General features: G+C 64.5%; 8 protein-coding genes and 2 pseudogenes. 9 read left to right on the top strand and 1 reads right to left on the bottom strand.

The genetic code is table 11. From position 1 onward, the window contains the following. Positions 1-217: 217 nt before the first annotated feature. The 4 genes and pseudogenes from DM992_RS25790 to DM992_RS25780 all read left to right on the top strand — a co-directional run. Positions 218-8,587: pseudogene (locus DM992_RS25790) on the top strand (hemagglutinin repeat-containing protein); the annotation flags it as partial. Positions 8,588-9,379: 792 nt separating this feature from the next. Further along, positions 9,380-9,664, top strand: a complete 285-nt coding sequence (locus DM992_RS41815; protein ID WP_162631736.1) for a hypothetical protein — start codon at positions 9,380-9,382, stop codon at positions 9,662-9,664. Between the two features lie 548 nt (positions 9,665-10,212). After that, positions 10,213-11,952, top strand: a pseudogene (locus DM992_RS25785) (ShlB/FhaC/HecB family hemolysin secretion/activation protein). Further along, positions 11,952-13,007 carry a DUF746 domain-containing protein gene (locus DM992_RS25780; protein WP_111019203.1) on the top strand — a complete coding sequence of 352 codons (1,056 nt, stop codon included), beginning with the start codon at positions 11,952-11,954 and terminating at the stop codon, positions 13,005-13,007. Before DM992_RS25785 ends, DM992_RS25780 begins: the two are co-directional and overlap by 1 nt. A 102-nt stretch (positions 13,008-13,109) precedes the next feature. Here DM992_RS25780 and DM992_RS25775 read toward each other — a convergent pair whose 3' ends face one another. After that, positions 13,110-14,060, bottom strand: coding sequence for a LysR substrate-binding domain-containing protein (locus tag DM992_RS25775; protein WP_105390620.1), 951 nt, complete (start codon positions 14,058-14,060; stop codon positions 13,110-13,112). A gap of 114 nt (positions 14,061-14,174) precedes the next feature. Between DM992_RS25775 and DM992_RS25770 the strand changes: the two genes are divergently transcribed. From DM992_RS25770 to DM992_RS25750, 5 genes are all read left to right on the top strand, one after another. Further along, on the top strand, positions 14,175-15,926 hold the full coding sequence (locus DM992_RS25770) for an IlvD/Edd family dehydratase (protein ID WP_034181546.1): 1,752 nt from the start codon (positions 14,175-14,177) through the stop codon (positions 15,924-15,926). A gap of 79 nt (positions 15,927-16,005) precedes the next feature. Further along, a complete protein-coding gene (locus tag DM992_RS25765; RefSeq protein WP_111019202.1) occupies positions 16,006-17,367 on the top strand; it encodes an MFS transporter in 1,362 nt (453 codons plus the stop codon). Between the two features lie 50 nt (positions 17,368-17,417). Next, the gene (locus DM992_RS25760) at positions 17,418-18,347 is read left to right on the top strand and encodes a dihydrodipicolinate synthase family protein (protein ID WP_111019201.1); all 930 of its coding nucleotides are present in this window, start codon (positions 17,418-17,420) and stop codon (positions 18,345-18,347) included. A 25-nt stretch (positions 18,348-18,372) separates the two neighbouring features. Then, positions 18,373-19,302, top strand: coding sequence for a Gfo/Idh/MocA family oxidoreductase (locus DM992_RS25755; protein WP_111019200.1), 930 nt, complete (start codon positions 18,373-18,375; stop codon positions 19,300-19,302). Between the two features lie 73 nt (positions 19,303-19,375). Further along, positions 19,376-20,389, top strand: coding sequence for an arabinose ABC transporter substrate-binding protein (locus tag DM992_RS25750; RefSeq protein WP_111019199.1), 1,014 nt, complete (start codon positions 19,376-19,378; stop codon positions 20,387-20,389). Positions 20,390-20,404 lie beyond the last annotated feature (15 nt).

Here is a 20,404-nt window from a genome sequence, read left to right as displayed (position 1 = left end):
ACAGGCGGGCACACGACAGGCGCGCGAGAAGTCGATCGGGTTTGTCGCCGTATGCTTTAGGAACTCGACCTGAGATGCCCGAACGCACGTCAATCAGACGAATCTGAAATTTGTGGTTTCCCCTCAACAGCTTGGTAATTTTTGACAGTCATTTTTCGGCGTTTCGGTAAGCTCGCGTCCAATAACCAACGAGTGGACGCGGGCCGCGTCGACGGGAATGAACAAGAATACGCACCGCCTGGTGTATTCCAGGCTTCGGGGTATGGTGGTCGCCGTCGCGGAGACGGCGACGGCTGAGGGGAAATCGGCATCGGGCGAGGCGCGCGCGCGGTGGCGTTCATCGGCGTCTGGCACGCACGCCGTTGCAGCGTGCGTCGTCGTGCTCGGCATGCTACCCGCCCTGTCCGGTGCGCAGATCGTCCCGACGCAGGGTACCAGCACGCAGGTGATCCAGACGCCGAACGGCTTGCCGCAAGTCAACGTGGCGCGTCCGTCGAGCGCAGGTGTCTCGGTCAACACCTACAACCAGTTCGATGTACAGAAGGCTGGCGCGATCCTGAACAACTCGGCCACGATGGTCCAGACCCAGCAGGCAGGCTGGATCAACGGCAACCCGAATTACGGAGCCGGACAGGCCGCGCGGATCATCGTCAATCAGGTCAACAGCCCGAACCCATCTCAAATCCGCGGCACAGTCGAGATAGCAGGCGCCCGTGCGGAACTCGTCCTGGCTAACCCCTCAGGGATTTTTGTCGACGGCGGCGGCTTTCTCAATACCAGTCGCGCGACCCTGACAACCGGCGTGCCATTCTATGGTGCCGATGGGGCACTTGCCGGCTACAACGTTAACCGCGGTCTCGTGACCGTCGCTGGTGCGGGCCTGAATGCAGCCAATATCGATCAGGTCGATCTGATTGCACGCGCGGTGCAGGTGAATGCTGCGGTGTACGCGAAGAACCTGAACGTGATCGTCGGTGCGGCCCAGGTCAACCACGACACGCTTGCCGCGACACCGATCGCTGGAGACGGCCCCGCACCGTCGGTTGCAATCGACGTGAGTCAGTTGGGCGGCATGTATAGCAATCGGATCTTCCTCGCCTCGAATGAGTTCGGTGTGGGGGTAGCCAACGCCGGCACGATCGCCGCGCAGGCGGGTGACCTGACGCTGCAGTCGAACGGCCGACTCGTGCTCACGGGTAAGACGACTGCGAGCGGCAACCTCGCGCTGTCGGCCGCAGGCGGCATCCAGAATAGCGGCACGACGTACGCGCAGCAATCGCTGTCGACGAACACAGCAGCCGATCTCGCGAACAGCGGGACGCTCGCGGCGCAGCAGAATACGACAGTGAATGCCGGCAGCGTCAATTCGATCGGCACGCTCGGCGCGGGCGTGAACAACGACGGCTCCGTGGCACACAGCGGCGACCTGAACCTGACGGCCTCCGGCCAGCTGACCGCGGTCGGCCAGAATGTCGCGGGCGGCAATGCGTCACTGACGGGCGGTAGCGTGAATCTTGCCGGCAGCCAGACAGCGACGAACGGCAATCTGTCGCTGAACGCGACGGCCGGCGACGTGAATCTGTCGAATGCGACGACGAGCGCGCAAGGTGCCATTCAGGCGAATGCATCGGGCACCGTGATCAACGATCACGGCAGCCTGTCGAGCGGCAACAGCACGACGCTGACTGGCGGTGCCCTCTCGAACCAGGGCGGCAAGGTATCGTCGCAAGGCCCGCTGTCGGTGAATGTCGCCGGCCAGATCGCCAACCAGTCTGGCGAACTGGTATCCGAAAGTACGGCGGACGTGCGTGGCGGCGCCATCGCGAACAACCAGGGCACCGTTCAAAGCGCGGCCGGCATGACAGTGGCCGGCACAACGCTGGACAACACGGCGGGTCGTATCACATCGCTCAACGGCGACGGTTTGTCAGTGACGACGAGTGGTCAGTTGACCAACGCCGCGGGCACGACCGCGAACGGCGCACAAGGCGGTGTCATTGGCGGGAACGGCGATGTTTCGGTCCGCGGCGCAAACGTTGTCAACCACGGTGCGATCACTTCCAACACCAATTTGCATATCGCGGGCCAGTCCGTCGATAACGGCGGCGGCACGCTGCAGGCCGCGCAAAACGTCGCGGTGGATGCCGGCACGCACCTGACGAACAACGGCGGCTCGATCGTCGGTCAGACGGCCGCGCTGACTGGCACGACCCTCGACAATAGCGCGGGCGCCGTGCAGGCAAGCCAGGTGTCGTTGAACGCGACGGACCTCGTGAACCACGGCGGCACCATCACGCAGACCGGCGCCGGCGCGATGGCCGTCAATGTGTCGGGTACGCTCGACAACTCGAATGGCGGCACGCTGCAAACCAACAGTACCGATCTGACGCTGGCACCGACGACAATCGTCAACGATGGCGGCACGATTACCCATGCCGGCAACGGCACGTTGACGCTTGGCGGTGGTTCGGGCTCGGTATCGAACGTGGGCGGTTCGATCGCCAGCAACGGGCGCGTCGTTGCGCAAACCGGCACGCTGAACAACACGTCGGGCTCGATCAACGCACAGAGTGGACTGGCGGCAACCGTCGGCGGCACGCTGAACAACGCGAACGGCAAGCTGCTGTCGAACACGGACCTGAGGGTCACCAGCGGTACGCTGGCGAACGACGGCGGCCAGATTGGTGCGGGCACGAACACGACGATCCACACTGGTTCGATCACGAACCAAGGCGGCTCGATCGTCGCGCCGAACCTGTCGGTCACTGCCGATTCGATTCTGGACAATAGCGGCGGCAAGCTCGAGGCCAATCGGCTTGCGCTGACGGCCGCGAACCTTGTGAACCACGGCGGCACGATCACGCAGTATGGATCGTCAGCGATGGGGATGAACGTCAGCGGCACGCTCGACAACTCGGCCGCCGGCGTGATCCAGACCAACAGCACGGACCTGACGCTCAAGCCCGCGGAACTGAACAATGCCGGCGGCACGATTACGCACGCCGGCACGGGCACGCTGACGATCGCGCCGGGTACCGGGACCACTGCGGGCGCCAGCGCGCTGAACAACGCGTCGGGCACCATCGTGACGAAGGGAAAAGCCATCGTCAATGCGGCCACCTGGAACAACGCGAGCGGTATCCTCGCCGCGCAGCGCGGCATCAATGCCACGATTGCGGGCGACGTGAACAATGCGCAGGGTCTGCTGCGATCGGATGCCTCGCTGTCGTTGAAGAACGGCGGTGCCCTGTCGAACCGGGGCGGCCACGTCCAGGCCGGGCAATCGACTGCGGGCGACACCAGCACGCTCGCCATTCAATCGGCTTCGATCGACAACGCGGACGGCGCCATTGTCGACCTCGGTGCCGGCAAGATGACGGTGCAAGGCGGTAGCCAGATCGCCAACAGCCACGCCGGCGGCATAGCGGGCATGGGTGCGATTACCGGCAACGGCGAGGTGACGGTCAGCGCAGCGTCGATCAGCAACACGCAAGGCGGTCAACTCAGCGGCGCATCGCTGCATGTTCAAGGCAACGCCTTGGACAACAGCGGCGGCACCATTGGCAACGTCACGAATTCGAACGGCGACGTGGACGTCACGACGACCGGCGCGATCGCGAATACGAACGGCCAGATCAGCTCAACGCACGACCTGTCGGTCGCGGCGGCCACGCTGCAGGGCGGCGGCACATACAGCGCAACGCACGACGCGAACGTTAATCTGCAGGGCGACTACACGGCGGCCGCCGACACCCAGTTCAACGTCGGTCACGATCTTGCCTTCACGCTGCCCGGCACCTTCACGAACAATGCGAACCTGGAATCGGTCAACAACCTGAGCGTCAATGCAGGCAATATCGTCAACGTGGGCGCCTTGACGGCCGGCGGCTTGCTGCACACGCAATCGACCAACCTGATCAATACCGGCGCGCTCGTGGGTGCCAGCGCCTCGCTCAACGCGACGAACACGATCTCGAACCTCGGGCCGACCGCGCTGATCGGTGCATCGGACAGCAACGGCACGCTCGAGATCCTCGCGCACGACATCGAAAACCGTGACGACACGACTGCGACCGACTCGATGGCGACGACGGCCATCTTCGGTATGGGCAAAGTGGTCCTGGCCGGCGGCAAGGACGCGAGCGGCAACTACAGGAACGCGGCGCTGGTCAATAACGTGTCCGCGCTGATCCGGTCCGGCGGCGACATGGAACTGCACGCCGACAAGATCACGAGCACGCGCCGCGTGATGAAGACCTCCACCAGCCAGATCGATCCGGCATCGCTTGCGCAGTTCGGCATTCCGATCAAGGGCCGCACGGGCCAGCCCGGCGTGAAGGATTCGGACAGCATCGGCGGCGTCTACACCGAGCCGCCCCACAGTGGCCAGTGGAACAGCGACTATCAGTTCACGACCTACTATGCCGATAGCGCGACGGCGACAACCGTGACGGACATCAGCCCGGCCGCGCAGATCGTGTCGGGCGGCAGGATCGATACATCGTCGGTCGGCACGCTGCAAAACTACTGGAGCAACATCGCGGCGGTCGGCGACATCAAGATGCCGGCGCACTACGATGCCGACGGCTGGGCGGCATCCGGTCAGAAACTGCCGGGCGTGTCGGTCTCCTACTCGGGGCAGTACCACTACAACAACTACGACAACAGCGAACACGACTGGCAACTGCCGTTCGGCAACGCGCCGTTCGTGACAGGGCGCCCGGGAGGTTACACGCAGGCGGCGCCGGCATCGATCAAGGATTACACGCTGCCGGGCTATTTTTCGACGTTGAGTTCCAACGGCACGATCTCGGGAACGGGTGTCAGCGTCAGCAACACGGCGGCCAACGCGTCGATTCCGTCGCTCGGCTTGTTGCCGGGGCAGTCGGTGCCGGGTCTCACGCCCACCAACCTGAGCGGTAACGCGAGCGGCGCGAAATCGGGTGCGTCGTCGGTGCATGGCGGTCCGCCGGCGCCGGTCGATCCGATCATCGCCGGCGCGACGGCGCTGAATGTGCTGAACAACCTCACGATTCCGCAGGGCGGGCTGTACCGGCCGACTACCGCGCCGAATGCGAACTACGTGATCGAGACGAACCCGGCGTTCACGAACCAGAAGAATTTCATTTCGAGCGACTACTTCTTCGGGCAGCTCGGCGTCGACCTCACGCATATTCCGAAGCGTCTCGGCGACGGCTTCTATGAGCAGCAGCTCGTGCGCAATCAGGTGACGGCGCTGACCGGCAAGGCGGTGCTGGGGCCGTACGCGGATCTGCAAACGATGTATCAGTCGTTGATGTCGGCGGGCGCGGATCTGTCGAAGTCGCTCGATCTGCCGATGGGCGCGAGCCTGTCGGCCGAGCAGGTGTCGAAGCTGACCAGCAACGTGATCATGATGGAGACGCGCGTGGTGGACGGCCAGTCGGTGCTGGTGCCGGTCGTGTATCTCGCGCAGGCGAACCAGCAGAATGTCAGCGGACCGCTGATCAGTGCGACGAACATCGATTTCCAGAACGCACAGACGTTTACGAACAGCGGCACGATCAAGGCGGACAACACGCTGGCGATTCAGGGCAAGCAGATCGACAACGCGTTCGGCGCGCTGCAAAGCGGCGGGCTGATGTCGCTGAAGACCGAGAACAACATCGACCTGACGTCGGCGAACGTGAAGGCCGGCAGTTTGCAGCTGGACGCCGGCAAGGACCTGATTCTCGATACGGCGACGAAGACGAACACGCGCGTGAGCCGCGACGGTGCGACGAGCGTGGTGACGACGCTCGGGCCGACCGCGAAGCTGGACGTCACGGGCGACGCGTCGATCACGACGGGCGGCAACTTCCAGCAGAACGCGGGCAGCTTATCGGTCGGCGGCAACCTCGGCATGAACGTCGGCGGCAACTGGGATCTTGGTGCCGTGCAGACGGGTGAGCGCAAGATCGTGCAGCGGGCCAACGGTGTGTCGAACACCGACATCAACAAGGTGGCCGGCAGCTCGGTGACGGTCGGTGGGCAATCGAATGTCGTCGTGGGTGGCGATCTGACGGCGAAGGGCGCGCAGATCGACCTCGGGCAAGGTGGGACGCTTGCAGCCAAGGGCAACGTGACGCTCGGCGCGGCGAGCGCGACATCGACCGTGAACGCCAACAGTTCGGGTAAGGACAGTCACGGCAGCTCCGCGGACACACTGCACACGTCGGATCAGGCGCTGACCGGGACGACGCTCAAGGGCGGCGATACGGTGAACATCGTGTCGGGCAAGGATATTACGCTTTCCGGCAGCGCGATCAGCCTCGACAAGGGCAACGCGAACCTGCTGGCGGCCGGCGACGTGAATGTCGGTGCTGCTACCGAGACGCACGTACTGAACTCGCATGAAACGCACAGCCACAGCAATGTCGTGAGCGGCGTGAAGGTCGCGAGCGGGATTGACCAGACGATGACGCTCAATCGCGGCAGCCTGGTATCGGCGGACGGCGTGAACATTGTCAGCGGCAAGGACGTCAACGTTCAGGGCAGCACCATCGTCGGAACGAACGACGTGACGCTCACGGCAGCGCGCAACGTGACGGTTACGACGTCGCAGGATACCGTGCAGTCGTCGAGCTACTACGACAAGAAGGAGTCCGGGCTGATGTCGGGCGGGGGACTGTCGGTATCGGTGGGCAACAACTCGCTGAAGACGACCAGTCAGACAACCGAGGTGTCGAACAATGCCAGTTCGATCGGTTCGCTGAAGGGCAACTTGAGCATCACGGCTGGAAACGACCTGCACGTGACGGGCAGCGACCTGATCGCAGCGAAGAATCTCAGCGGTACAGGCGCGAACGTGACGATCGACGCAGCGCAGGACAAGAATCACCGCGGCGAAACGCAGGAAGTCTCGAAGAGTGGCCTGACGTTGGCATTGAAGGCGCCGGTGATCGACGCAGTATCGAATGCCGTTGGTCAGTCGCGCGCGTCCGGCAATAGCCAGGATGGTCGCGCGGCAGCGCTGCACGGGATGGCGGCAGCCAGCGCGGCGTGGGATGCGAACGTGGCCGCGGGCGACGTGGTCAACGCGCTGGGAGCAGGCAAAACACCTGAATTCAAGGTCGAACTCAGTGTTGGCAGCAGTCATAGCAAGAGCGCGTTCTCCGAAGACAGTGTGACGAATCGCGGCTCGAACGTGAACGCGGGCGGGACTGTGGCGTTTGCGGCAACCGGGAACGGGCAGCCGGGCAGCGGCAATGCGACGATCGCCGGCTCGAACGTGAACGCAAACGATGTGATATTGGCCGCGAAGAATCAGGTCAATATCATCAATACGACGGATACCGATTCGACGCGCAGCACGAACGAGTCGAAGAGCGCGAGCGTGGGCGTGTCGGTCGGCACAGGTGGGCTCGGTGTTTCCGCGGCGATGTCGAAGGCCAACGGCGATGGCAACAGCGATCTGGCCACCCAGAACAACAGCCATGTGAATGCTGCAAACGGCGTGACGATCATCTCGGGCGGCGATACGAACATCATCGGCTCGAACGTGAAGGGCAATCAGGTGAACGCCGATGTGGGCGGGAATCTGAACATCGTCAGCGTGCAGGATACGCTGACGAGCGCGGCACATCAGTCGAGTTCGGGTGGCGGCTTCAGCATCAGTCAGGGCGGCGCCAGTGCGAGCTTCAGCCAGAGCAAGGGCAACGCGTCGGGCAGCTATGCGGGCGTCAATGAACAGGCCGGGATTCAAGCAGGTGACGGCGGTTTCAATATCAACGTCACCGGTAATACCGACCTGAAGGGTGGGCTGATCGCGAGCGACGCGGATGCGTCAAAGAACACCCTGACGACAGGTTCGCTGTCCTTCTCGGACATCCAGAACCAGTCGCACTACGATGCGAGTTCGAGCGGCTTCAGCGCGGGCGCGACGACCGGCGATGGCGGGATGAACTACAGCACGCACGGCAGCACGTCGGGCAAGAATGCGGGTGGCGCCGCGCCCATGCTTGGCCAGAACGACAGCGGCAGTGATAGCGCGACGACGAAGAGCGGCGTAAGCGCGGGGGCGGTCACAATCACGGATTCGGCGAACCAGAAGCAGGATGTGGCGAGCTTGAATCGCGATACGACGAATACGAACGGTACAGTCGCCAAACTCCCCGACATGCAGAACCTGTTGAGCAATCAAGCGGACATGATGGCGGCGGCCAGCGCGGCTGGCGAAGCGGTGTCGCGCCGGATCGGGGACTATGCCGACGAGATGAAACGGCAAGCCGAGAAGAATGGTGACCAGGCAGGTGTCGATGCGTGGAAGGAAGGCGGAGCGAATCGCGCACTGATGCAAGGTGCAGGCGCGGCGCTGGTGACGGGACTGGCCGGCGGCAATGCGGTAGGTGGCGCAGCCGGTGCGGCGATTGCGTCGATCGCGTCCGGCAAGCTGAACGAACTGAGCAGCGCGATCGCAGGCAGCGATCCGACCGGCAACGCCAATATGAATCAGGCGCTGGGCAACATCGTGGCAAACGCGCTTGCGACGGGGGCCGGTGCGGCAGTGGGCGGTGAATCGGGGGCGTTCTCTGGGTATAACGTCGACCGGTTTAATCGGCAGCTCCACCCTGACGAAAGACAGTGGGCGAAGGATAAGGCGAAGGACTTCGCGAAGTTCTATGCAGAAAAGACTGGCAAGTCACTCACTGCGGAGCAGGCGCAGAATATGCTGCTGGCGAACGGCTATCGTTTGGTGGATGCGGCGGCGAGCAAGGGACCGGGAGGGGACGCAACAGCGGTGGCGTATATCAGTCAGAACGGTGGCGGGCTGTTCCATGCGACGTCGGCGGAGTACAACAGTCCGTTCTTGTCTGGGAACAAGGATGGCTCACTGACACCAGAGCAGCGAGCTTTGCCAGGATCAGTGGCGAACCCGACAGCGGGCCTGGTGATCGTTGGTGGCCTTGCTACTGCAGGCCTTGTACCAGAAATTATTGCCGGCGGATCGGCAGGGCTATCGTATGCTCAAGACCTGTTTGCTGCCTATAAGGCTGCACAGGCTGGGTACTCGCTGACGACAGCGGCAGCAACTGGAGCAGCAGTCTCCGGTGCGACGTATACGGGCGGGGCAGTGGCCGGTGCTGGCTTAGCAACCCTGAAAGGGAACAACTTCTACGATAGTTTTAATCAGAAATTTTCACTAGCCGGGCTGGCGACTGCGACGACATTTGGAGCTTATAACTCTATGTTTACTACATCGATGTTGGGCTGGGCGGGGATTCAGAATTCGATCATGAATATCACGACTATTCCGGGGGTCGTAATCCGTGGAATCGGGCTTGCGCTAAGCCAAACGGCAGGCAAAGCAGCGCAGGCAATTGTGAAGTCAGGTGAACCTCAGAAGCAGTAAGGAGCAGACATGTCGATTGAATCCATAAGCGGCCTTATAGGAGGATTCTTTGGGCCAGTTTTCGGAAAGATTCTCGGAAAATTTCGCCTTTGGAAGGTTTTCATTGCTTCGATAGTAATTATCTATCTAGGGTTGTTTGTGGCGGGTCTTGTGGTCGTTGGCTTTAAGGCTACAGCATCTAGGTTTGGTGAATTCCTCACCCCTTTTGCGCTGCTTGTATTTGTTGGCTTGTCTGCTGCCATCACTCTCGTTGCGTTTTTAGGGCGCTCTGCACACAGAAATAGAGAGAGTTGACTTGCTTTCAGGACTGCTGATTTGATTCTAAAAATTCATGAAAGAGAGGTGGAGGTTTGTTTGATGGTGGGCCAAATCTACGAGATCCGATCAAAAGTCCGTTCCGTCAGACTTGGTTGCGCAGATCTGTAGAAATTTTATTCACGGGAATCGCAAAGGCAACGCTGGTGGTTGCGATACTTATTGCGCTTGTGCTGGCCGTTCTCTCTGGTGGCGCGGACTGTAGCGGTGCTTGGCCAACCACAAGACGAGCACGATTTAGAGTATTCCTGCTTCTGGTCGTCGTTATTGCAATCTTGACCGGCGTTACCTATGCGATCCGCCTGCAATCGACAGCTTAATTGGATAATATAATTTTTTCGCCTCCACATTCTCACTTCAAGCAGAATTTGCAGCCGAACGAAAAGAAGGATATCCACACGGGGCGAGAAAGTGCTGCGATGGTGGCGCCGCGAGCTGCGAACGCAGATCGATCTGATCGTTTCGAAGTGATGCAACGATAGCGCGAGTGACACAGTGTGATCCACGATAAAACATTCGAAAAACACATGAGAACTATTTGCCGGGGGAATTCTGCTGTGGCAGCACTGCTGCTTATCGCGACCAGTGTGTCGGCGCAGGAAGCGCCGCGCCCGATCATTCCGGGCAACGACCAGCAAACCCGACAGCAGGAAGAGGCGCGTGAACGCGAACGGGCCGTCTCTGCGCCCGGAGTGCGATCGGACGTGACGGCGAGCGCTGGGTATCCCACGCTACCGTCGGAAACGCCCTGCTTTCGGATCGAGCGTTTCGCACTCGACGTACCCGATGCGCTGCCCGCTTCCCTGAAATCGCAAGGCGCGTCGGCGTTGCCGATGGATCGCTTCGCGTTCGCGCGTGAATGGTTTGAGCACTACACTGGCCAGTGCGTTGGCAAACAGGGTCTCGACATCCTCGTCAAGGGCCTGTCGCAAGCGATCCTGGCGCGCGGGTACGTGACGACGCGCGTGCTGCTGCCCGAATAGGACCTGTCGACCGGCACCCTCAAGTTTTCATTGATCCCGGGTGTGATCCGCCATGTGCGCTTCGCCGACGAAAAGCTCCGCGGCACCTGGAAAACTGCATTCCCGACTCGCGACGGTGAGCTACTGAACCTGCGTGACCTCGAACAGGGCCTCGAGCAGATGAAGCGCATAACGAGCCAGGACGTGTCAATGCAGATCGTGCCGACCGACATGCCCGGCGAGAGCGACGTCGTGCTCGACGTGAAGCGCAGCAAGCCGTGGACGGTCGTCGCATCGATCGACAACTCCGGTACGCGCGCGACCGGCCGGCTGCAAGGCAACTTGTCGCTCGGCATCGATAACCCTCTCGGCCTGAACGACCTCTTCAACATCGGCGTGAGCCAGGATCTCGAGTTCGGCGACAAGCGGCTCGGTTCGCATGGCTGGAACGGCTTTTATTCGATTCCGTGGGGCTACTGGACCGCAACGCTCTCCGCATACACGAGCACGTACTACCAGCAGATCGCCGGCGTGAACCAGACGTTCGTCGCGAGCGGGAATTCGAAGACGGTCGACTTCAAGCTGAACCGCGTGCTCTCGCGTAGCCAGAACGACGTTTTCGGTGCGCAGTTCAGGCTGTCGCGCCGGTTCGGCCAAAGTTTCATCGAAGACACGGAAATCCCGCAGCAGCGCCGCAACAACACGTTCATCGAGTTTGGCCTGACCGATCGCCACTACTTCGGCAATGCGCAGTTCGATGGCACGCTCGCGTATCGGCAGGGCATCGGCGCGTTCGGCGCGCAAGACGACAGCCTCGCGGCCGACGGCGGTCCGACGTACCGCTACAAGATGGCCGTGCTCGACGCGAACCTGTCGGTGCCGTTCGCGATCGCGCAGCAGCCGTTCCGCTACGTCACGACGTTCCACGGCCAGTACACGGGCAATACGCTCTACTACACCGACGACCTGACGATCGGCAGCCGCTATACGGTGCGTGGATTCGATGGCGAGACGATGCTGGCCGCGGCGCGCGGATTCTACTGGCGCAACGAACTACAGGCGCCGATTGGCCAAACCGGACAGGCCGTCTATGCCGGCATCGACTACGGCCGCGTGTGGGGCCCGCAGCCGGTCGCCCTGGTTGGCACGCAGCTCGCGGGTGCCGTGATCGGCGTCAAGGGCAGCGTCGCGACACGATTCGGTGGATATGGTTACGACCTGTTTGCCGGCACGCCGATCTACAAGCCGTCCGGGTTCCCGACGGCGCGTGTCACGGTTGGTTTTCAGGTGACGGCGCAGTTCTGATGGTGAACGCGCAAGCCCATGTTGGGCCCACTGTCGTCGGAGACGAGACCGGCGAGGATTCGGAGCTGACGGCCTTTCTGACCGCGCAGATCGCCGCGCTGCTGTCCGAGAGTCACGAGCCGCGGCCCCGTTGTCCGCGCTGCGGCGGCAGCCATATCACAAGTGCGGGATTCCGAACGCGCCCTATCGGCCGGCTGCCGATGTTCGAATGCCAGACGTGCCAGCGCTATTTCGGCCGCACTGTTGACACGCCACTGGGCGAAAAGCACCTCAAAAGGCTCGACCTGTTCGTGTCCCTGCTGTCGCAACCGATCTCATGTCTCGAAGCCGGCGAGCGGATGGGCAGCTTGTCTTCAGATATTGCGGAGCGCGTCACGGCCTGGCGTAGCTGGTTGCTGCGACTCGATCCGAGTGGTCAATGGGAGCGCCGAGTGCGGCTAGGTGGTCGATTGACCGAACTGGAACCCGGGCCGCTGGCATTTGACGAGATCGGCGCGTGCGAGGACACGAGACTGACTGCACGTTTGATACGCGAGTTCGATAAATTGAATTCGACCAGTCGCCGGCCGCCACCATGTTCGACCTGTAGCAGTCGAAAGACACATTTCGCGGGTCAATCCAAGGGCGGCATTCCAAACTTTTCGTGCGGAACCTGCAAGAAGAAATTCAGCCGCCGCAGCGGCACGCCGTTCGTGAATACGAAAACCGATTCAATAGAGCGCATGAGGGAATTCACCCGCTACCTGGCGCTGCCGCTGTCGATCATGCAGGTGTCGGAGATCGTTGATACGAGTCCCGCGATGGTGCAGAAATGGCGCGCCCGGTTTGCCGAGTTTGGTGACCGGCTCGATCCGAGCGGCAGCCTGTCCTCGAGAATCCGCCTGGGTGTCACGCCGGACGAGACGACGCCGTGTCCGTTTTGCGGCCGAGTGGGAACGGCGCATCATACGGATGGCCGCGGCTGGTCATGTGCAGGATGTGGCCGGCTGTTCTCGATGCGACGGGAGGTGATCGATCCGGACGGCCGGTTGCATATTGTGGGCGAACAAACGTGAGCTATCTGAACACTTGATACCCTACGAACTGCACGACGGAAGTGTTTCGATCGACGAAAGGGCACAGCTTTCCCCCGGGCGACCAGGAGTCCAGCCGCCGCGTCACAGCGCGACGCCGTAAACCTCCCGCGCAGCCGCCCGGATCGCATCGGCCATCACCGTGACGGCCGGCGAATGCAGCCGGTCGGTGCGCGTGATGATCCCGAAATCGTCCATCCGGCAATCCATCTCCAGCGGCAGCACCGTGACGATCCCGTGTCGCGCGTAGTAGCGCGCGACGTCTTCGGCCAGCACCGCGATCATGTCGCTCTGTTCGAGCAGCTGCGTGATGAACAGCAGCGCAGACGTCTCGACCAGATTCGCCGGCGGCGCGAGGCTCGCGCGCTGGAACACGAGTTCGAAGCGATGGCGCAGCACGCTGCCGGCCGGCGGCACGACCCATGCGGCGCGCTGCACGTCCGCGAGCGACAGCGGCGCCTGCGCGAGCAGCGGATGGCCGGGCCGCACGACCGCCGCCACCGTCTCGCCGATCAGCGGCTCGTAGCGCAGCCGCAGCTTGTCGTGTTCGGCGGAGAGCCGGCCGAGCACGATGTCGATCTTGTCCTGCGCGAGATGTTCGAGCAGTACGTTGCTGGTGTCGATCTCGACCGACACGTGCAGGCCCGCATGCGTGCCCTTCACGGCGGCGACGGCCGGCGGCACGAGCCGCAGGCCCGGCGACGTGATCGCGCCCACCGCCACGTGCCCGAGATGGCCGGCCTTCAGCGCGGCCAGTTCCTCGCGCGCCTGGTCGAGGCTGCCGAGCGCCGCGCGCGCGTGGCGGATCAGCGCGTCGCCGTACAGCGTCGGCCGCATCCCGCGCGGCAGGCGCTCGAACAGCACCGCGCCGATCGATTCCTCGAGTTCGCGCAGCAGCTTCGACGCGGCCGGCTGCGTCATGTTCAGCGCGGCCGCCGCGCGATGAATGCTCCCTTCGTCGGCGAGCGCGACGACCAGCAGGAGCTGGCGGGTCTTCAGGCGGCTGCGGTTTCCCCACGGGCTGGCGTCAGTCATCGTACGGGTTTATATCGATATCGGAATCGATATCGTAATCGCCTAAAACGTCATTAGCGAGTTATCAAAATTCTGCCTAGACTGCGCCGGTATCCCGTCACCACAGGACTGACGATGTCGGCAACAAAACCCAGGCTGCGCTCCACCCAATGGTTCGGCACGAACGACAAGAACGGCTTCATGTACCGGAGCTGGATGAAGAACCAGGGCATCCCCGATCACGAGTTCGACGGCCGGCCGGTCATCGGCATCTGCAACACGTGGTCCGAACTGACGCCGTGCAACGCGCACTTCCGCAAGCTCGCCGAGCACGTGAAGCGCGGGATCTCCGAGGCGGGCGGCTTCCCGGTCGAGTTCCCGGTGTTCTCGAACGGCGAATCGAACCTGCGGCCGTCCGCGATGCTCACGCGCAACCTTGCGTCGATGGACGTCGAGGAGGCGATTCGCGGCAACCCGATCGACGCGGTCGTGCTGCTGGCCGGCTGCGACAAGACGACGCCCGCGCTCTTGATGGGCGCGGCGAGCTGCGACGTGCCGGCGATCGTCGTGTCGGGCGGGCCGATGCTGAACGGCAAGCTCGAAGGCAAGAACATCGGTTCGGGCACGGCCGTGTGGCAGCTGCACGAAGCGCTGAAGGCCGGCGAGATCGACCTGCACCACTTCCTGTCGGCCGAAGCCGGCATGTCGCGCTCGGCCGGCACCTGCAACACAATGGGCACCGCGTCGACGATGGCGTGCATGGCCGAGGCGCTCGGCGTCACGCTGCCGCACAACGCGGCGATTCCGGCCGTCGATTCGCGCCGCTACGTGCTCGCGCACATGTCGGGCATCCGCATCGTCGAGATGGCGCTCGAAGGGCTCGTGCTGTCGAAGGTGCTGACGCGCGCCGCGTTCGAGAATGCGATCCGCGCGAACGCGGCGATCGGCGGCTCGACCAATGCGGTGATTCACCTGAAGGCGATCGCGGGCCGCATCGGCGTGCCGCTCGAACTCGAGGACTGGATGCGCATCGGCCGCGATACGCCGACGATCGTCGACCTGATGCCGTCGGGCCGCTTCCTGATGGAGGAGTTCTATTACGCGGGCGGGCTGCCGGCGGTGCTGCGCCGGCTCGGCGAAGGCGGGCTGCTGCCGAACCCGGACGCATTGACGGTGAACGGCAAGTCGCTGTGGGACAACGTGCGCGAAGCGCCGAACTACGACGACGAGGTGATCCGCCCGCTCGACCGGCCGCTGATCGCGGACGGCAGCATCCGCATCCTGCGCGGCAATCTCGCGCCGCGCGGCGCGGTGCTGAAGCCGTCGGCGGCGAGCCCCGAGCTGCTCAAGCATCGCGGCCGTGCGGTCGTGTTCGAGAACCTCGAACACTACAAGGCCACGATCAACGACGAAGCGCTCGACGTCGACGCAAGCTCCGTGCTCGTGCTGAAGAACTGCGGGCCGCGCGGTTATCCGGGCATGGCCGAGGTCGGCAACATGGGACTGCCGCCGAAGCTGCTGCGCCAGGGCGTGAAGGACATGGTGCGGATTTCCGATGCGCGGATGAGCGGCACCGCGTACGGCACGGTCGTGCTGCACGTCGCGCCGGAAGCCGCCGCCGGCGGGCCGCTCGCGGCGGTGCGCAACGGCGACTGGATCGAGCTCGACTGTGAGGCCGGCACGCTGCATCTCGACATCACGGATGACGAACTGCAGCGCCGCCTGTCGGACGTCGATCCGACCGCGGCGCCGGGTGTGGCCGGCCAGCTCGGCAAGGGCGGCTACGCGCGGCTGTACATCGATCACGTGCTGCAGGCCGACGAGGGGTGCGATCTCGACTTCCTGGTCGGTACGCGCGGCGCGGACGTGCCGAGCCACTCGCATTGAGCGGCGAGCGAGAAGCGAAGCACAGGTGAAGCAGGGCAGACCGGCGACGACGCCGGCGCAGCCCACCCATGGAGACACGATGACGACGACGCAGCACCCGTCCGCGACACCGGCCGCGGCTCAATCCGGCCCGTCGGCCGCCGTCGACGAACGGCAGTTGATGCGCACGCTCACGCGCAGGCTGGTGCCGTTTCTCGCGTTGATCTACGTGGTGGCCTATGTCGACCGCACGGTCGTCGGTTTCGCGAAGCTGCACATGAACGCGGCCGTCGGCCTGAGCGACGCTGCGTACGGGCTCGGCGCGGGCCTGTTCTTCATCGGCTATTTCCTGTGCGAGGTGCCGAGCAATCTCGCGCTCGGCCGCTTCGGCGCACGCGTGTGGTTCGCGCGCATTCTCGCGACGTGGGGCGTGATCACGATGGCGATGGCGCTCGTGCAGGGGCCGGCCAGCTTCTACGTGCTGCGCTTCCTGCTCGGCGCGGCCGAAGCCGGCCTGTATCCGGGCATCCTGTATTTCCTCACGCAGTGGTTTCCGATGCGCGGCCGCGCGCGCGTGATCGGGCTGCTCGTGCTCGCGCAGCCGATCGCCGGCATCGTGACGGGGCCGCTCGCGGGCTGGCTGCTGTCGACGCACGGGCTGTTCGGACTGTCGAACTGGCAGACGCTGTTCGTCGTCAGCGGCCTGCCGGCCGTGCTGCTCGTATGGCCGACGCTGCGGCTGCTGCCCGAATCGCCGGACCGCGCGCGCTGGCTGAACGATGACGAGCGGCGCTGGATCGCGCGCCAGCTCGCCGCCGATCGCGACGCGTACCGCCCCGACGCGCACCGCAATCCGCTCGCCACGCTGGCCGACCGGCGCGTGCTGCTGCTCGCGGCGCTGTTCCTGCCGTTCCCGCTGTGCATCTACGGGCTGTCGCTGTGGCTGCCGACGATCATTCACGCGTTCGGCGCGGGCGACACGGCCACCGGCCTGCTGTCCGCCGTGCCGTACCTGTTCGCGGTGATCGGGCTGCTGGTCGTGCCGCGTCATTCGGATCGCACGCGCGAACGCTACTGGCACATCGTCGTCGTGTCGGCCGCTGCGGCGCTGACGATGGCCGCGAGCGCATGGGTGCGGCAGCCTGCACTGCAGTTCCTGTTCATCTGCCTCACGGCTTTCTCGCTTTACTCGATCCAGGCCGTCGTATGGGCGCTGCCCGGCGAATTCCTGACCGGCACGAGCGCGGCGGTGGGTATTGCCGCGATCAATTCGCTCGCGAATCTCGGCGGTTATGTCGGGCCGTACGGCATCGGCCTGATCAAGCAGTCGACCGGCAGCCTCGCGGCCGGCCTGTATTTCCTCGCGGCGACGCTGCTGTTCGCGGTGCTGATCACGTTCGTGGTCCGCGCGACGCTGCGCGCGCCGCAGCCGGCCGCGGGCGCGCTCGCCCGCGAATCCTGAACGCATTGTTTTCCGGCTGAACGCCGCTTCGACCGACGCAGGACCAGAACATGACATCGAGCAGCACGCCGCGCTATCGCGGCATCTTCCCCGTCGTCCCGACGACGTTTTCCGACACCGGCGAGCTCGACCTCGCGAGCCAGAAGCGCGCGGTCGATTTCATGATCGACGCGGGCTCGGACGGGCTGTGCATCCTCGCGAACTTCTCCGAGCAGTTCGCGATCACCGACGACGAGCGCGACGTGCTCACGCGCACGATCCTCGAACACGTGGCGGGCCGCGTGCCGGTGATCGTCACGACGTCGCACTACAGCACGCAGGTGTGCGTGGCGCGCAGCCTGCGCGCGCAGCAGCTCGGCGCGGCGATGGTGATGGCGATGCCGCCGTATCACGGCGCGACGTTCCGCGTGCCCGAAGCGCAGATCTTCGATTTCTATGCACGCGTGTCCGACGCGATCGAGATCCCGATCATGATCCAGGACGCGCCCGCGAGCGGCACCGCGCTGTCGGCGCCGTTCCTTGCGCGGATGGCGCGGGAGATCGAGCAGGTCGCGTACTTCAAGATCGAGACGCCCGGTGCGGCGAACAAGCTGCGCGAGCTGATCCGGCTCGGCGGCGATGCGATCGAAGGGCCGTGGGACGGCGAGGAGGCGATCACGCTGCTCGCCGATCTCCATGCGGGCGCGACCGGCGCGATGACGGGTGGCGCATACCCGGACGGCATCCGGCCGATCCTCGAAGCGTGGCGCGAAGGCCGCCACGACGACGCGTATGCGCGCTACCAGGCGTGGCTGCCGCTGATCAATCACGAGAACCGCCAGTCCGGGATCCTCACCGCGAAGGCGCTGATGCGCGAAGGCGGCGTGATCGCGTGCGAGCGGCCGCGGCATCCGATGCCGGAACTGCATCCGGACACGCGCGCGGAACTGCTCGCGATCGCGCGCCGGCTCGATCCGCTCGTGCTGCGCTGGGCGCACTGAGCGATTCGCGAAGGAGGAATGCACGATGAGCAAGCAGGTTTCGCTGGGCGTCGTCGGGATCGGCAAGATCGCGCGCGACCAGCATCTTCCGGCGATCGCCGCCGAACCGGGCTTCGCGCTGACTGCGTGCGCGAGCCGCCACGCGGAAGTTGCCGGCGTGCGCAACTATCAGGATCTCCGCGCGCTGCTGGCCGCCGAGCGCGAGCTCGACGCGGTGTCGCTATGCGCGCCGCCGCAAGTGCGCTACGCGCAGGCGCGCGCGGCGCTCGAAGCCGGCAAGCACGTGATGCTCGAGAAGCCGCCGGGCGCGACGCTCGGCGAAGTGGCCGCGCTGGAGGCGCTCGCGCGCGAGCGCGGCCTCACGCTGTTCGCGACCTGGCATTCGCGCTGCGCGAGCGCGGTGGAGCCCGCGCGCGCGTGGCTCGCGACGCGCACGATCCGCGCGGTGCAGGTGCGCTGGAAGGAGGACGTGCGGCGCTGGCATCCGGGGCAGCAGTGGATATGGGAGCCCGGCGGCCTCGGCGTGTTCGATCCGGGTATCAACGCGCTGTCGATCGTCACGCGGATCCTGCCGCGCGAGCTCGTGCTGCGCGAGGCGACGCTGTTCGTGCCGAGCGACGTGCAGACGCCGATCGCGGCCGAACTCGATTGCGCGGATACCGACGGCGTGCCCGTGCGCGCGGAATTCGACTGGCGGCACGGCCCCGTCGAGCAATGGGAGATCGCGGTCGATACGGCCGACGGCGTGCTCGCGATCAGCCGCGGCGGCGCGCAATTGTCGATCGACGGCGAGCCGGTCGAGATCGGCCCCGAGCGCGAGTATCCTGCGCTGTACGCGCAGTTCCGCGCGCTGATCGCGCGCGGCGAAAGCGACGTCGACGTGCGGCCGCTGCGGCTCGTCGCCGACGCGTTTCTATTCGGCCGGCGCGTCCAGACCGACGCGTTCGGCCGCTGAACGTGCCGGCGCGCTTCGCCGCGACCGCGCACGACAAATGATGAAGACCCAAATCGATACCAGGAGACACCACATGACCCGCACGACTCACACGATTCGCCGACACACCCTGCGCGCGCTGCTGGCCGCGCTTTGCATCGCGCCGCTCGGCATGCAGGGCGCAGCGCGCGCCGACGCGCCGCTGAAGATCGGCTTCCTGGTGAAGATGCCCGAGCAGGCATGGTTCATCAACGAGCAGAACGCGGCGTCCGCGCTCGGCCAGAAGGAGAATTTCTCGGTCGTGAAGATCGGCACGCCCGACGGCGAGAAGGTGCTGGCCGCGATCGACAACCTCGGCTCGCAAGGCGCGCAGGGCTTCGTGATCTGCGCGCCCGACGTGCGCCTCGGCCCGGCGATTGCGTCGCGCGCGAAGCGCTACAACATGAAGTTCGTGACGGTCGACGACCAGCTCGTCGATTCGAGCGGCAAGCCGCTCGCGAACGTGCCGCACCTCGGGATGTCGGCGACCAAGATCGGCAACCAGGTCGGCCAGGCGATCGCCGACGAGATGAAGCGGCGCGGCTGGAAGCCCGAGGAAGTCGGCGCGCTGCGGGTCACGAACTACGAGCTGCCGACCGCGAAGCTGCGCACCGACGGCGCGACGCAGGCGCTGCTCGCGAACGGCTTCCGCAAGGAGAACATCTTCGACGCGCCGCAGAAGACGACCGACGACGAAGGCGGCTTCAGCGCGGCCGCGCCGGTGCTCGCGCGGCATCCGAACGTGAAGAAATGGGTGGTCTACGCGCTGAATGAGGAAACCGTGCTCGGCGCGGTGCGCGCGACCGAACAGCTGCACATCCCGGCGGCCGACGTGATCGGCGTCGGCATCAACGGCGCGGGCGAAGCGTTCGCCGAGTTCCAGAAGAAGGAGCCGACCGGCTTCTACGGGACGATCGCGGTCAGCTCGACGAACCACGGCAAGGACAGCACGCAGAACCTGGTGGACTGGATCCGCAACGGCAAGACGCCGGCGGCCGACACGCAGACGAGCGGCAAGCTGATGACGCGTGCGAACTGGCAGGCCGTGCGCGCCGAGCTCGGTATCTGAGCACGCGGGGCGAAA

The sequence above is a fragment of the Burkholderia sp. JP2-270 genome, from assembly GCF_003233675.1.
In the GTDB taxonomy this organism is placed as follows: Bacteria; Pseudomonadota; Gammaproteobacteria; order Burkholderiales; family Burkholderiaceae; genus Burkholderia; species Burkholderia pyrrocinia_C.
This window is presented reverse-complemented; position numbering and strand designations above follow the sequence as displayed.

Excerpts from the sequence above, each read along its gene's own strand:
- DM992_RS25780 (WP_111019203.1), top strand. The coding sequence starts at position 11,952 with ATGGTGAACGCGCAAGCCCATGTTGGGCCCACTGTCGTCGGAGACGAG.
- DM992_RS25750 (WP_111019199.1), top strand. The coding sequence starts at position 19,376 with ATGACCCGCACGACTCACACGATTCGCCGACACACCCTGCGCGCGCTG.
- DM992_RS41815 (WP_162631736.1), top strand. The coding sequence starts at position 9,380 with ATGTCGATTGAATCCATAAGCGGCCTTATAGGAGGATTCTTTGGGCCA.
- DM992_RS25765 (WP_111019202.1), top strand. The coding sequence starts at position 16,006 with ATGACGACGACGCAGCACCCGTCCGCGACACCGGCCGCGGCTCAATCC.
- DM992_RS25760 (WP_111019201.1), top strand. The coding sequence starts at position 17,418 with ATGACATCGAGCAGCACGCCGCGCTATCGCGGCATCTTCCCCGTCGTC.
- DM992_RS25755 (WP_111019200.1), top strand. The coding sequence starts at position 18,373 with ATGAGCAAGCAGGTTTCGCTGGGCGTCGTCGGGATCGGCAAGATCGCG.
- DM992_RS25775 (WP_105390620.1), bottom strand. The coding sequence starts at position 14,060 with ATGACTGACGCCAGCCCGTGGGGAAACCGCAGCCGCCTGAAGACCCGC.
- DM992_RS25770 (WP_034181546.1), top strand. The coding sequence starts at position 14,175 with ATGTCGGCAACAAAACCCAGGCTGCGCTCCACCCAATGGTTCGGCACG.